Genomic DNA, 15,530 nt, shown 5'->3' with positions numbered 1-15,530 from the left:
ATTGTCATTACCCGCTTCACCATAAACAGTGTCGTTACCCGCTCCGGCAACAATCACGTCATTACCCGCCAACGCGTGGATAACGTTGTCCTCCGCCCCGAAGGTGAGATTGTCATCGTTCTCGGTCGGATCAAACAGAAAGGCCGTATCGATCTGGGTGCCATCATTAAGGACAAACTTCTCAATACGGTTATTAATGTTGTACCAGTCTTGCAATGTTACTTTATCTTTAAGCGCCGCAAACTCAATACCCTCTTCTTTGAGTGCCACGATGACATTGTTCCCCGATTTCTGGATGATCAAATCATTTGCCGTAATCCCTTCACCTAGTTTGAGAGTATCGTTACCGGCATTGTAATAGCTGTAGTTCGATTGATATCGACCGTAATCATAAATTACATCTTGTCCGTCTCCACGATTGAAGAGATAGGTGTCATCTCCCGAATACCCTTTGAGAATATCATTTCCTTTTCCTCCGGTAAGGGTATCGGCCGTTCTAAACCCGTGAATTGCATCGTTGTCGTCACTATTCGTATGGGCTACCAAATCCGCCATAGTCCACTTCGTCCCATCTGCAAACTCGAAGTTCTCAATACGGTAATCGTAACCGCTATTGGAAGTAAAATCCAGTGAATAATAGTCATGATAATATGCCCCGTTCTGAATCGTAATCTTGTCGCTGAGTTGATCAAATGCCTTACCATCCTCTTTGAGACCGATTACGAAATCTGCACCTAATACGTAACTATCATTTCTGAGTTGCTTGATGATCAAATCATCAACAGTAATCCCCTCTTTGAACCGGAGTGTATCGTTACCTTGATTAGCACTTTCCGCAATCATATCGATTCCGTCTCCACGTCCGAAGAGATAAGTCTCATTGCCCACATCTCCATATAGGGTATCTGCTCCCGCTCCGCCGTCAATCACGTCATCGCCCGCTTGACCGTAGAGAGTATCATTACCTACACCTCCATCGAGCGTATCATTACCGTCCTGTCCTTGCAGATTGTCATTACCCGCTTCACCATAAACAGTGTCGTTACCCGCTCCGGCAACAATCACGTCATTACCCGCCAACGCGTGGATAACGTTGTCCTCCGCGCCAAATGAGTAATTTTCAACTCCATCAGTAAACGCTAATATATCTTCTGTTTGTATTGTCGTACCATCATAGAGTTCGATGATTTCTACTCGTTTATTGACATCACTCCAATCTTTGAGCGTCATACTGTCGGTAACAATACCTGTTCCGCCTGATTCGAGGATCGAAATCACTAGATCGTTCGCGATTCTCTCGATTCGGACATCGTTTTTCCCAATCCCTTCGCCTAATCGGACGCGGTCAAGCCCAGCGATATCGGTAACGACATCATTGCCATCACCTCTACCGAATAGATATACTTCATTTCCGTTTCCGCCGTTGAGAGCATCGTTGCCCGTGCCGCCGTTTAGAGTGTCATTCCCTTCCCCTCCGTTTAGAGTGTCATTCCCTTTTCCACCGTTAAGCGTATCGTTACGACTGTCGATTCCGCTGATCGTATCGTTGTTATCGGTACCGATGCGGCTGACGATGCTGTCCATATCGATCGTGGAGTTGTCGGTAAATTTGAACGTCTCGATCCGGTTGCCGGCTATGAACCAGTTTTTGAGGGTCAATTTGTCCGAGAGGTTATAAAAGCTTTTCAGACCGTCTTTGAGCCCGACGACGAGGTCGTTACCGTATTGGCGGAGCATTAGATCCTCAGCTTTAATCCCCTCGCCGAAATAAATGAGATCATTTCCGGCATAGTCGTATACGATATCTTTACCATCACCACGGCTAAAGAGATAAACATCGTCCCCCGATGCGTCAGTGACGTAATCATCTCCGCTTCCCATCACGATCGTATCGTTTCCTGCATTGCCTTCAATCGTGTCGTTACCCTCACCCGCATAGATTCGGTCATTGCCGCTTCCGGCATTGATCGTATCATCACCTGCATTGGTCTCGAATACTTCGTCGTAGTTGGTTCCGGTAACCGTATCGTTGTCGTTACCATAAATGTAATACCGGTTGTTCGCCCACGCACTGCTTAGAGTAATAGCCGGATAGGTGGCTGCTTTATCGATTGTAAGAATTTCTCCATCACTAAAGATGATCTCCTCAATTCCACGAAGCGGGTTTTTCCAATCTTTGATAACGACGATATCCTGAAGAGATTCATAGGTTGTGCTGCTGTTGATTTTGATGACAAGGTTGTTGCCGTTGACCCCGATTGTGACATCGTTTTTGATGACACCGGATGCAAACACGAGTTTGTCGTGCCCTGCATCGATTTCGATGTTATCTTTAAAATATTGATCATCTACGACGACGGTAAAATCACCCTGATTGTAGACGTAGGTATCATCACTGGCACCACCGCGCATGACTGAGCCGATTTTACTAAAGAGGGTATCTTGGATATTGATGTTCACTAGTTTGGCCGCAATCTCCGTACTGCTCCATGTACTGCCGTCTGCAAAGCTAAATGTCTCGACAGGATTATCGGAGAACCAGTTGGTAAGGGTAATGATATCGGTGAGCTGTCCCGTCGTTTTACCTGTCTCTTTGAGCATCACGATCAGATCGTACCCTTTTTGTTTAAAGATCAGATCGTCTTTGGTGATCCCATCGCCGAATTTTAGAGTGTCATTACCCAACTCGTCAAATACATTGTCGGCTCCATCTCCCCGGTTAAAGAGATAGATATCGTTACCTGTTCCCCCTTTGAGAGTGTCGGTTCCTTTGTCCCCATGCAGTGTGTCATTACCCTTACCGCTGAGTAAGGTATCATTTCCATCACCGCCGCTTTGGGTGTCCGCTCCATCTCCTGTGATGAGTGTGTCGTTACCTCCGAGTGCCTCAACGATGACTCCCTCATCGCCGAATACGAGATAATCATCCCCATCGCTGGAGCGTTCGATCTGTGTGAGTGTGATTGCGCTACCGTCACTGAGGCGGAGGTTTTCGACTCTGTACGCCGCGTTGCGCCAGCCGCTGATAGTGATGACGTCGCTGAGCTGATCGAAGGTCTTGCCGTCTTCTCGGATTGCGATTTGCAGATCGTCGCTGCCGCTCACCACACGGGCGATCAGATTATCCGCAGTGATACCGTCTCCGAAGAGGAGGGTATCGGTTCCCGCCGTGTCGCTGATACGATCTTTTCCATTTCCGCGACCGAAGCGATACGTATCATTACCGATTCCGCCCTCAAGAACATCCGTTCCTGCTCCGCCCTCTAGGATGTCGTCTCCTGCTCCCGCTTTGAGGGTATCATTCCCCTCGCCTCCCTCTAAAGTGTCATTACCGTTATTGGAGATCAAGATATCATTACCCGCTCCACCGCTGAGAGTGTCGTTGCCGTTAGCACTGATCACGGTATCATTACCGCCCATCGCATCGATTACCGTGTCGCTATCACCGAAGACGAGGTAATCGTCTCCGTCCGTCCCCCCCTGCATTTCAGAGAGACTGACAATCGTTCCGTCAAAGAGGGTAATGTTCTCGATCCGTTTGTTGGCGTCAAACCAGTTTTTCAGTGTTACGATATCGTTGAGTGCATCGAACCCTTTACCGCTTTCACGAATGGCGATTTGCAGATCGTTGCTGCCGGGTATGGAACGGGCGACGAGATCAGCTTTGGTAATCCCCTCACCGAAACGGAGAGTGTCGTTCCCTCCTGAGCCGTAGGTGTACTCGTCGATGATGGTATCTCGACCGTCACCGAGGTTAAAGAGGTACGTATCATCACCTAATCCACCGATTAGCGTATCGTCTCCTGCATTACTGCTGAGTGTATCGTTGCCGTTCTCACCGTAGAGGGTATCGTTACCTACACCGCCGATTAGAGTGTCGTTTCCGCTTCCGCCGATAAGTGTATCATTACCGCCATCGCCATAAAGGGCATCATCTCCCGCCCCACTACGAAGAGTATCGTTACCATCCCCGCCTCTGAGCGTATCCGCACCCGCACCGCTTACGAGTGTGTCATCCCCGCCCAGTGCATCCATTGTCGTCATACTGTCGCTGTAGATGAGATTATCATCCCCTTCGGTTGCGCTTTGGATAGATGCGAGATCGACAATAGTCCCATCATTCAGCGCAATCGTCTCAACACGGCTGGCCGTGTTGACCCAGTTTTTAATCGTGATGACGTCGCCGAGTTCTTCGAATGTTTTGCCATCTTCTTTTAGAGCGATAATCAGATCGTCCCCGCTGACGTGTGCGATTAGATCATCCTGACTAATCCCCTCACCGAAACGGAGAGTATCGTTTCCGGCGTTGGACTGGTTGGAACCGTTATAGCCGTATCGGTATTCGTCGATGATGGTGTCTTTGCCGTCTCCGCGCGAATAGAGATAAAGATCATCTCCTGCTCCGCCATGAAGGGTGTCAGTTCCGACTCCTCCGCTGAGGGTATCCTTGCCATCTCCGGCAATCAGGATATCATCCCCTTCATTGCCTTCTAGGGTATCATTGCCTGCACCGGAGTTGATGGTGTCATTTCCACTACTGCCGCTAATCGTATCGGCACCGCTTCCTGTAGTGATGGTATCGTTACCTTCACCACCGTCGATGCTGTTGTTACCATTCCCTGCATTGATGGTATCATTGCCCGCTCCGCCTGCAATCACATCGTTTCCATTACCCGACGTAACGGTATCATTACCGCCGAGCAGATCGATACTTATCCCGCTATCACCAAAGGTGAGAATATCATCGCCTTCAGTTCCTGTTTGTAATGAATCGAGGTTGATCGCCGTACCGTCGATGAGGAGGATGTTTTCCAAACGGTTGGAAACATTACTCCATCCACGGATTATAATCGTGTCTTTTAGCTCTTCGAATGTTTTACCCTCTTCTTTGAGTGCAATCACCATGTCACCATGGCTTAGATACTGAACGGTGAGCATAGAATCATCGATCCCTGCGCCAAATTTTAATGTGTCCACTCCTGCACTATCGGTGATAACATCTTTACCGTCTCCGAAATTATAGAGATAGGTGTCGTTACCTCTTCCGCCATCTAGGGTATCGTCACCCGAACCACCGATTAAGCTATCGTTTCCGTCTCCGCCGTAGAGTTTGTCATTCCCCTCATCACCTCTGAGGGTATCATCTCCCGCATCACCGTAGAGAGTATCTTCACCCTCACCACCGTTAATCGTGTCATTTCCACCCAGACCATGTATTACATCGTTACCCGCTAGGGCATTGATGACATCGGCATTACCTGTCAGATCGATACGATCATCGTTGCTACTGATAAAATAATCACGGATAACCTGAGCGAAATCGAGACTGCTGCCGTCACTAAATCGGACAGTGTCGATACGGTTGACACTATCCGACCAATTGACGAGTGTCACTTTATCGCTCAACTCTTCAAACGCTTTGCCATCTTCGGCGCGTGCGAGGATCAGGTTTTTACCCTCACTTCTCAGAACGATATCACTTTGAAGCATATCGGTGAGGCGGAGAGTATCGCTACCGCCTCCGTCGATGATTGTATCCGCTCCGTCACCTCTGCGGTAGAGATAGACATCATTTCCGCTTGAGCCGTGGATGACGTCATCTCCCTCACCTGCCAATACGGTTGAGCCTGCCGAACCACTGATGGTGATCGACTCGCCGTTTTCGCTACCGACGGCGAGGATATTGCCCGATGTATAAATGCCGTTCTCATAAACGTGTGCTTTATACGTTCCGGCATAGACTCCGCTGATGAGCTCTTTCATGAGTGGGTCGGTGATACTTGCGGTGATAGTTGCGGCACCAAAATCGAGGAAAGTCGTTTCCAATGTATTCATCGCATCGGCGAGATAGAGTTTGGCTTCGATAGCGTTATCCGAATTGTTGAGATAATCAGTTACGCTTTGGGTAAATACACTCGGATCGGAGATCACAAACTCATCGATACTCATGTCAAACGTCATGGTATCCATAATCGGGGGATAAAGTGCCTGAAGAGCGAATATCGCTTCATAACGATCATGGAGTCTACCATAGGCAGTGTTGACGTTAGCATTGGTATAACTACCTGCGGCTACATTCGCAGAGCCTCCCGTTTTCATCGCCGATGCCGTTGCATTGATTCGCTGTTCGATTCCACTGCTGAACCGTGCATCTCCCATGAAGTGTTCGTATATCCATACTTTTTTATCCATCTCGGAGAGGATCGGAGCGGTTGAGAGACCGTATTTCTCCTGAGCGTTTCGCAATAGGGTATTCAGCCCCGACCATTCGGCGATAAACTCGTCGAAACGGTTGGTAACGGTGGAAGGATTTGATGTCAGAGATTGTGCGAGGCTGAGAAGGTTTGGATTAACATTGTAGGCAATAGAGCTATTATAGACTGCACCGTAACCTCGCAAGCTTGGAAGACTCAACGATTCGGGATGGATCGTATAATCAGGGATGAGAGAAGTATCCACCGTCGTGATCCGTGCATCAAAGGTGAGTTCGACATCCGCAGCGAGTGAACGTGTCCCTGTAGCATCACTGTAGCGTCCCGCTTCGGTGAGGAGGTTTCCGTTTAGGTTGATGTTGGTGGCGAATACGTCCAGCTCTATTTTAGTGACCCCTGCCTCGGATAGGGTTTTTAGTTCATTGGCTTGTGAAATACCGTCTTGGTTGCTATCCTGCCATACTTTGAGCTGATTGTAAAGTTCATCACGTCGGTCGATCACTCCGTCATAGTTGCTGTCGGCAAGTTGTCGCAGTTCCGCAAATCCGCTGGTGGTAGCCGTACCGAACACTTCGCCGATACCGTCGATCTTACCGTTACCGTTTTTATCGAATGCTACGATCCCCTCAGAGGCACTTACCCAGCCTACTTTTTCTTTGATACCGTCACCCGTAAGGTCAAAGAATGCAGTCGATTCAGTCAGTGAGACAGTGGAGATTAGACCGTCTTTGTTCAAATCGAGGACTAATGGGTCACTGCGGCGCGGTGGATCGAATGTTTCGGGATCGAATGGGTGACCATCGTCGGGACTGGGTTCAGGTGCAAATGGATCGGGATCGATATCATCAGGAATTCCGTCACCGTCTCTATCTGTATCTTGATTATTTGGTATTCCATCATTATCCATATCGGGATCGATCAAGTCAGGTATTCCATCACGGTCTGTATCCGGCTCAGGTGTGTTCGGATTAAAATTCTTTGGATCGTAGGTGAGGTCGGGATCGTCGTTTGGTTGATATTCCCATGGTTGAATACCCGCTTTTATCATTTGCGCTAGTTCAGCTCTTTGTGCATCGGTTAGCTCTTGATAATGTGGCAAAGAATTTATGTAATCATAAAGTTCTTGCATAAGTTCTTTGCCTTTATCACCACCCCAAACTGCGCCTCCAGCCGTTCCTATTCCACCTCCAACAAGAAAACCCAAGACAGATGCATACACATCTCCTTCACTGAGCAATCCTACAGCAGCACCTAATGTGCTTCCACCAAGACCACCCAACCCTCCACCTACTATGCCACCTGAAGCTTCACCAACGATCCCAAAAAATTCTCTCCAAGGGTCATTAGAATTCAAAAGATTTGCAAGAGTAACTGCATCTCCTAACCTTTCTCCGATCTTACCAAAAGCATCTGTAACTTCACCTGGTAAGTCCTTCAAGGGCACACCAATATCACCAATTGCTTTCAAAAATTTAGATATTGTGTCCTCAGTGTTTAGAAACAATTCCAATTGTACTGTTGTATTTGTATCATTCATATTTAACTCCTTTTAATTAACTTTCCAAAAATTTGCAAACTCGCCATAACCCAGCCTAAAGACATAGCCATAAGCCAAAATATTTCAAAAAATGCAAATAATCCTAAACCCATCCTTGACTGTATCATCGTATGTGAGAAATTGTGCCGTGTACTTGGATCAAACAACGCTGTCGTACCATAAAAAAAACTCCTATGACTCGACGGATCAAATTCATCCATCAAAACCAATGTTGCAAAGATCAAAAATACAATCATTAGTTTGGTTGATTTTGAGAAAAAAATGAAATAGTTTTCAGATCCTAATTCCAACAAAAATTGAAGCAATACAATAAACAACAAGCATATTGCTATCCATGCAAGAGAAACTACTAAAGCCGAAATATTTGGAATTACACTTGCATGCGATATTACATCTATTCCCGGTATCCATGAGGACATCACACCTATAAACCATTGACATAATGTGGATGTAGCTACAAAGTTTTCAGTCAACACTAACGGCATCAATGGAACGATCACAAGTGAAAACCATAAAATTAACTTTCGAATTTTGCGTAATACAGGATGTTTGTCACCGATATTTTGTTGGTATTTGATTTGCTCTTTTATTTTGTCCCATTCATCTTGATTCATGCTATTCTCCTTGCATTTTTGAAGTTTTGATTATTAGCTATTACCAATATAGTCGGATTAATCCGTGATTCGATCCCACTGCTAAATCTGGCATCTCCCATGAAGTGTTCGTATATCCATACCTTTTTATCCATTTCCGAGAGAACCGGAACAGAGGTAAGAGCGTATTTCTCCTGAGCATTTCGAAGAAGGGTATTCAGCCCCGACCATTCGGCGATAAACTCGTCGAAACGGTTGGCGACGGTTGAAGGATTTGATGTCAGAGATTGTGCGAGGCTGAGAAGGTTTGGGTTAACATTGTAGGCAATAGAACTATTATAGACTGCACCGTAACCTCTGAGCTGAGGAAGAGTCAATGATTCGGGATGGATCGTATAATCAGGGATGAGAGAGATATCCACGGTGGTGATTCGTGCGTCGAAAATGAGTTCGACATCCGCAGCAAGTGAACGTGTCCCTGTACTGTCACTATAACGTCCTGCTTCGGTGAGGAAGTTTCCGTTGAGATTGATGTTGGTGGCGAATACATCCAGCTCGATCTTGGCGACACCCGCTTCGGCTAGGGTTTTTAACTCACCTGCTTGGCTGATACCGTCTTGGTTGGTATCTTGCCACACTTTGAGCTGGTTGTAGAGTTCGTCACGTCGGTCGATCACTCCGTCATAATTGCTATCGGCGATACGGCGCAACTCCTCGAATCCGTTGACGGTCGGAGTACCGAATACTTCGCTGATACCGTCGATTTTGCCGTTACCGTTTTTATCATAGGCTACCAGTCCGTCCGATGATTGTATCCAGCCTACTTTTTCTTTGATACCATCCCCAGTGAGATCGAAATAGGCGGTCGAATCGGCAAGCGATACGGTAGAGATTTCACCGTCTTGGTTCATATCCAGTGCCAGCGGGTCATGGCGCGGCGGTGGTGGGGGAAGTGGTGGAGCATGTGGAGGCGGGTTATCTGGATCATTCGGGTTGTCAGGATCATTCGGGTTATCTGGATCATTCGGGTTATCTGGATCATTCGGGTTATCTGGATCATTCGGGTTATCTGGATCATTCGGGTTATCTGGATCATTCGGGTTATCTGGATCATTCGGGTTATCTGGATCATTCGGGTTGTCAGGGTCGTTCGGGTTGTCAGGGTCGTTCGGGTTGTCAGGGTCATTCGGGTTGTCAGGGTCATTCGGGTTGTCAGGGTCATTCGGGTTGTCAGGGTCATTCGGGTTGTCAGGGTCATTCGGGTTGTCAGCTTCGCTACCTAATTCTCGCAATAAACTTTCTGTTTGTGCTAGTTCATTACTTGCTTCAATAACTTTTTGACGTTGCTCTTCAATTTTTTTCTCATAATATTCTACATCTTTTTGATATTTATCAATAGCAGGATTCATTGATTGCAGTAACGCATTTAAAATAGCATTCCGATCATCTATACGCCCTTTAAGGTTAATTAACGATACTTTAAGCGGATTTGCAAATATTTTTATTATCGGATTCATCGCACTAAACGTGTCAATAATTCCTATAATTGTATTATTGGTGATTTCTCCATTATTTCTACGATAATCATCGATTAAACTTTTGATACCATCAGTTAGACCTTGTTTATTAATTGCTCTCAACCGTGTTAATGTACCATTAGCTCCGCTATTCAATTCCCTTAGCTCACGGAGCCGTTGTTGATCTATCATTAAATTTGCTCTTAAAGTATTACGTCTATCTATCAAATAGTTTGTTAACGCCTCTTTTGTCCACCATACTACATTTGACCATACCATTGGAAATAAAAACATTTTTGACTCCTTAAAATTTTATTCGGCTATCTACCGAGAGTTGATAAAAATCGATAACCATCCACATTTTTGAATTGATAATCGGGTATTTTTTTGCTAACACTTTAAGTTCATTCGGTTTTGTAAATAACCAAAAAACTATCATATTAAAATCTTCTTCGACGCTTGCCTGGGCATATTTACAAATAAGCCCTTTTGATAGTAATTCAGATGTTTGAGTATACGAGTCACCTCCGCCTAGCATATCCTTACCATTTCCTATGTATTCAAAATCACCGCGATTTGCACCTTTCCAAACATCTTCAGAAAAGAAATAATTTTTCATTAAAATACTTGAAAATTCTGAATGCATAGTTCCTAGTAAAAAAGATTTATCATATTTTTTGCTCTTATGTTCATTTTTTATATACAGCCCTGTCTTACCATAACTGGCACCAAAGCTCTTTCCATATAAAATTAGTTCTTTTGTCAAATAGAGCACTTTCAAATTCTTTACTATTACCTCTTTAGGATAGAATCCTAAAAATTCTTTGATAATTGGAAGAAGTCTAAGAATCTCAGCATCAGACATTTGTTCTCCTTGTGCATTAATAGGAGGTGCTTTGGATTTCATTCCAAAATACTGATCACGATCATATTGATAAAGAACACGAACCCCGTAATCATGATATATCTGTGTAACTTGAGACTCTATTTGAGTATTACTCAATACTTGTGTAGGAAATATCATTCCACCTAATATAAACAGTAAGGTTATTAACCACTTTTTCATGCTGCTTTCCTTTGTGTTGAGTTTGATTTGAAATAGCGTCCCGCTTCGGAGAGGAGGTTCCCATTTAGGTTGATGTTGGTACCGATGACATCGAGTTGGATGTTTTTGACTCCTGCCTCGGCTAGGGTTTTTAGTTCGCTTGCTTGGCTGATACCATCTTGGTTAGTGTCTTGCCACACTTTGAGCTGGTTGTAGAGTTCATCACGTCGGTCGATAACTCCGTCATAGTTGCTATCGGCGAGTTGTCGGAGTTCATAAAATCCGCTCGTCGTTGCGGTACCGAATACTTCGCTGATACAGTCGATCTTACCGTTACCGTTTTTATCCATTACGACGATTCCCTCAGAGGCTTGCACCCACCCTACTCTCTCTTTGATCCCATCTCCCGTTATATCAAAATAGGCACTAGAATCAGCAAGCGATACCGTAGAGATCTCTCCGTCTTGGTTCAGATCGAGCACTAGTGGGTCACGACGTGGCGGTGGTGGGGGATCGCACGGGGCGTGTCCGTTATTACAACTATCTCCACACGGACCGCTATGGTCATCATCATAGATAGTTCCTGTCGCGTCATTGGCAAATAGGACTTTGAGAGTGCCGTTATAGTCATACCCTGTTGGATAGACACTAAAGGTCGAATCGGGTTCGATGACACAATCATCACTCCATGTCATACTTACGCTTCCCGATGTGCCCCCTGCTGTTATCGTAGTGGAGCCTTGGCTGGTATGGATCGTGATATCTTTATCCAGAGGTTTGGTGAGGGTGACATTAAACGTCATACTCTCCGCATTCTCCCCTGCCGCCGCATCGGAGATATGGATGAGGATGTATTCGGGATCGTCATCGTCGATGATGGTACCTGTTCCGGCATTGTTGAAAAACACGTTGATACTATCTTGACCATGATACAAAGATCCGGTCGGCGCTATCATAAAATACTCCAAATCTTCGGGGATTTTATCATTGATCAACGGTATCGTAATCTCTGCTGTTCGGCTCCCTGCCGCAATGGTTACAGTTCCGCTAAGCCCTGCATAGTCGCTTCCTCCGATCGCTGTACCGTCAAAGGTATCAAAGTCGATATCCAAATCGGACTCAAGCACTTTAGAGATACTCACAGTAAAGTGGATCGCTCCGCTGAGTTCGGAAGCTTGAGCGGAGGAGAAGGTTACTTCTACGGGAATATCATCGTCGATAATGGTTCCTGTCGCGTTATTGTCGAGCAATACCTTCTCACTTCCGCTGTAGTTATGCCCTGTCGGGGTGAGGGTAAAGGTTTCGTTACCTTCGATCTCACTGTCCTCGAAAATCATCGCGGTGTAATAGGCGGATGTCGATCCTGCACGGATCGTAACGGAACCTTGTGATCCCATATAGTCCGATCCGCTTGTCGCACTTCCATCCATTGTTGCGAGATCTATGGTGATGTCTTGTTCAAGTGCTTTAGAGAGTGTAATGTCAAATCGCATCACTGTGTTGTCTTCGATGCGTGATCCGTCGGAAACTTTTACATGAACGTACCCGTCGTCATTATTATTGTTTTCTTCATCACTATCATCATCTTCGATAACAAACGGCTGAACGTCTACGAGGATGAAGTCAACACTCTCCCCACTGGTGGTTCGAACACTCTCTACTAGAGCATAAAAGGTTTCAGTCGATTCAGGCTTTTTGTCATCGAGGATCGATATATCAAATTCTGCATACGTCACTCCAGCCGGAATCCGAACATCAAATGTCGGGCGGGCAACATAGTCCTCTCCGGCAATCGCACTATCATCTTGGGTATACATCGTGACGATGACATCTTCGCCGTAAGCGTGTGAGAGAGTGATGGCACCAGTAGCAACCCCGTTCTCGATGTTTTCACTGACAATAGGGGCGAAAATCGATAGTTCGAGGTCATCGCCTGTGAGCTCTATTCCTAAATCGTTTGCTTTTTTATCAAAATTATTGATCGTGACAAAATTACCCTCTTTAGAAAAAATGAGAGTATTGTCCGAACGCAGGACATAGATTCCTCCATCTCCTTCATAGGTCTTTGTGTTGCCGTAGATTCCGGTGAGGGTTCCTCCGGTGAGTTGAAACCCTTCGAAATAGACTTCCCCTTTTCCGTCACTGTCATCGATAGTATCGCCATCACTAGAGTAGTATGTGTCGAAGCCCTCTCCGCCTAAAAGGATGTCATTGCCTGCCCCACCATCAAGTACATCATTACCACCTCCCGTATAAACAAGGTCTTCTCCCTCTTTGGCGTAAACAATCTGACCTTCATTATTGTCATCGTATACGAGGATATTATCCCCGCTTGCCGCAAAATCGACCAAAGCTATTCCATTAATCTTTTGACCGTAAAATGATTTCCCCAAATAATGGTCTTGATAGAGTGTTCCGCTTTGGTCAGGGTTGTCACTTAACAGCTGAGTGATATACTCTAGGCGATGGGTCATAAATTCAGGGGCGTTTTGAACAATATTTTCGGTGATATCGTCAAACTGTTTTTCGGTGCCGATGATGGTGTAATCACTGCTTAGATAATGGAGGATGGTTTTATCTTCGGCGGAGAGTAGGAGAAGTTTGTCTTCGGAATTGGCAGGATCATTCGGGTAAACGACACGAATTCCTGAAGAAGTCTGATGATTGGCTATCCAGTCCGATGCCGACTGTCCATACCATGTATTTGATGATGAAATATGCACATAACTTTGGTCAATATTTTGCGGTATGGCATAATTACTGTAGCTTTGATTTTTATACATAGTTGCACCCAAAGTACTAACCGGAGCGAGAGCAATTCCGGCTTGTCTGATGCTGTTGTACATATCGTTCAGTGAGACATTGCTTAGCCCAAATCCGAACTCTTTTTCTTCAATGATAATCGCCGATAAAGTCCAATCTCCGGTTGCAGGTAGCGAATCATAATCAGATTCCAATCTATACTTTATTTTCCCTGCACTCGCATTCAAACTGTTTACATAATCATTCAGACTGGCAAGTTTTGCATCGCCCTCTTCTCTGCCGTTGGTATAGACATGATAATACGAATCGATGACGATTTTTTTGTTCATATCCAGTACGCCGTATCCGCCACCGATGTCGGAATGGACACCCATATTGGAAATCTCATTCATATTCGATTGCAAGCCCCATCCACCGTTATACAACGATTCGAGCGGAAAGTTTCCCCGCGTCTCATCATCAGCGATGATATGGACGATTCGATCTGCGGAGTTTTCATTCAAATCCAAGTTGTATCCGATGTTGATACTGTTCGCCATTCCGATTGAAGCGACGGTATCAAACAGTCCTACAAATCCTATCGCACTGCCGTTTAAATCGGCATATTTGGCATTGAACTCATTAATAAAATCCCGTGCTTCGGTAGCACCACGGCTAAAACCGTAGACATCTACGATAATCTCTTCGCCGGGATGTTGCAAAATATATGCTTCAATCTCAGCCATTTTTTTATCTACGATCGCTTTGGCACCTTCTCCTACCGCCAATCCTAACGTGCGGTAAAAACTGTTTCGATCGACATTATTATCCCTGATATCCTTGATTTGAGCATCGGTAAACGTATGACCTTGGGTATACGCTTCGGTTCCGACCCCTTCGGCATAGCGAACTTCATATCCACTATCTTTGTACAGCTGATAGAGCTTTGCCACATTGCTTTGTGATCCGTCTCCGATTTTTACATCGTTCCACATGTTATTGCCCGTTCCGTCAAAAAAGACTCCGATTCGTGTTGCCATTGGTTTTTCCTTTTAGAAGAGTTTTTGTAAAAGATTTGGTTTTTCGAGTTCCCTGAAGTTGTCAGGAACTATGCGTCTATTTTCCATCATTTTGCAATTCTTTTCATCGACCAAGATATCGATGTGCATCGTCTCGTTCTCGATTACATCCACACCGAATTCGGGATGGCTAAACGAGTAGATAACCGGATCTTTTTGATAAAGCGTTCGGTTGACGTCATTATCGATTTGCATGGTGCAGTGGAACTGACTATGTGCCTCAGCATATCGTCCTTTATCAAACCAAAATGTCTTACACAAAAACGTACTCTCTTTGGCGATACGGAAGTATTTTTTATCGGTTTCTAAATTGGGTGGGGTGTCAGGGTATTTATTCCACATTTCACCACCTTTTGTTTTCCAGTAAATAGGACTGACTTTCTTTTTATCACTGAGGATAGTGTGAATGGAGGAAAGCTCATTGTCGTATTGGCGTCGCATGTAGAGTTCTAATCCTGTAAATCGATAGCTGCATTTATTCTCCTCTTCGGTCAGTGTAATGGGAAGTGTAAGTGTGTAATTCCCATCGGGAACCGACATCCTGCGACTCGCGATTTTGGGACGTCGAAACCCTTTATCCCCTTCGTAATAGGAACAGGCATCATCGGTGAGGTTTTGACTCACGTAGGTAGCGGCGTAGGTAGCGTCCAAGCGGGGGTCTTTTGTACCCGTGATCGTATAGGCGGCTTCGTTTTGGGCGATAAGAGTTGTAATGGTGAGGATGGATAATAGAAAAATCTTTTTCATGCTACTTTCCTTTGTGTTGAGTTTGATTTTTCATCGT

6 protein-coding genes are annotated in these 15,530 nt (G+C 45.3%); all 6 read right to left on the bottom strand.

Annotation, left to right across the window (positions count from 1 at the left end; genetic code table 11):
- Window positions 1-7,650: calcium-binding protein (locus tag A3G19_RS10225; RefSeq protein ID WP_294872603.1), on the bottom strand; the 7,650-nt coding region annotated here is incomplete at its 3' end.
- A gap of 101 nt (window positions 7,651-7,751) precedes the next feature.
- Window positions 7,752-8,384, bottom strand: coding sequence for a hypothetical protein (locus A3G19_RS10220; protein ID WP_294872600.1), 633 nt, complete (start codon window positions 8,382-8,384; stop codon window positions 7,752-7,754).
- Window positions 8,381-10,003 (bottom strand): hypothetical protein, encoded by a 1,623-nt coding sequence (locus tag A3G19_RS10215; protein ID WP_294872597.1) that lies wholly within the window; start codon window positions 10,001-10,003, stop codon window positions 8,381-8,383. The genes A3G19_RS10220 and A3G19_RS10215 overlap by 4 nt, the downstream gene beginning before the upstream one ends.
- A gap of 181 nt (window positions 10,004-10,184) precedes the next feature.
- A complete protein-coding gene (locus tag A3G19_RS10210; protein ID WP_294872594.1) occupies window positions 10,185-10,946 on the bottom strand; it encodes a putative zinc-binding metallopeptidase in 762 nt (253 codons plus the stop codon).
- Window positions 10,943-14,707 (bottom strand): Calx-beta domain-containing protein, encoded by a 3,765-nt coding sequence (locus A3G19_RS10205; RefSeq protein ID WP_294872592.1) that lies wholly within the window; start codon window positions 14,705-14,707, stop codon window positions 10,943-10,945. Before A3G19_RS10205 ends, A3G19_RS10210 begins: the two co-directional genes overlap by 4 nt.
- Before the next feature lie 12 nt (window positions 14,708-14,719).
- Complete coding sequence (locus A3G19_RS10200; RefSeq protein WP_294872589.1) at window positions 14,720-15,493, bottom strand: hypothetical protein; 774 nt, start codon at window positions 15,491-15,493, stop codon at window positions 14,720-14,722.
- Window positions 15,494-15,530: the final 37 nt, after the last annotated feature.

Origin of the sequence: Sulfuricurvum sp. RIFCSPLOWO2_12_FULL_43_24 (assembly GCF_001829605.1) — a bacterium.
Classification (GTDB): Bacteria; Campylobacterota; Campylobacteria; order Campylobacterales; family Sulfurimonadaceae; genus Sulfuricurvum.
The sequence above is the reverse complement of the archived record's forward strand: the minus strand, read 5'-3'. Positions and strand labels throughout refer to the sequence as shown.

Coding starts and splice junctions, on each gene's coding strand:
- A3G19_RS10200 (WP_294872589.1), bottom strand. CDS start 15,493: ATGAAAAAGATTTTTCTATTATCCATCCTCACCATTACAACTCTTATC.
- A3G19_RS10220 (WP_294872600.1), bottom strand. CDS start 8,384: ATGAATCAAGATGAATGGGACAAAATAAAAGAGCAAATCAAATACCAA.
- A3G19_RS10210 (WP_294872594.1), bottom strand. CDS start 10,946: ATGAAAAAGTGGTTAATAACCTTACTGTTTATATTAGGTGGAATGATA.
- A3G19_RS10205 (WP_294872592.1), bottom strand. CDS start 14,707: ATGGCAACACGAATCGGAGTCTTTTTTGACGGAACGGGCAATAACATG.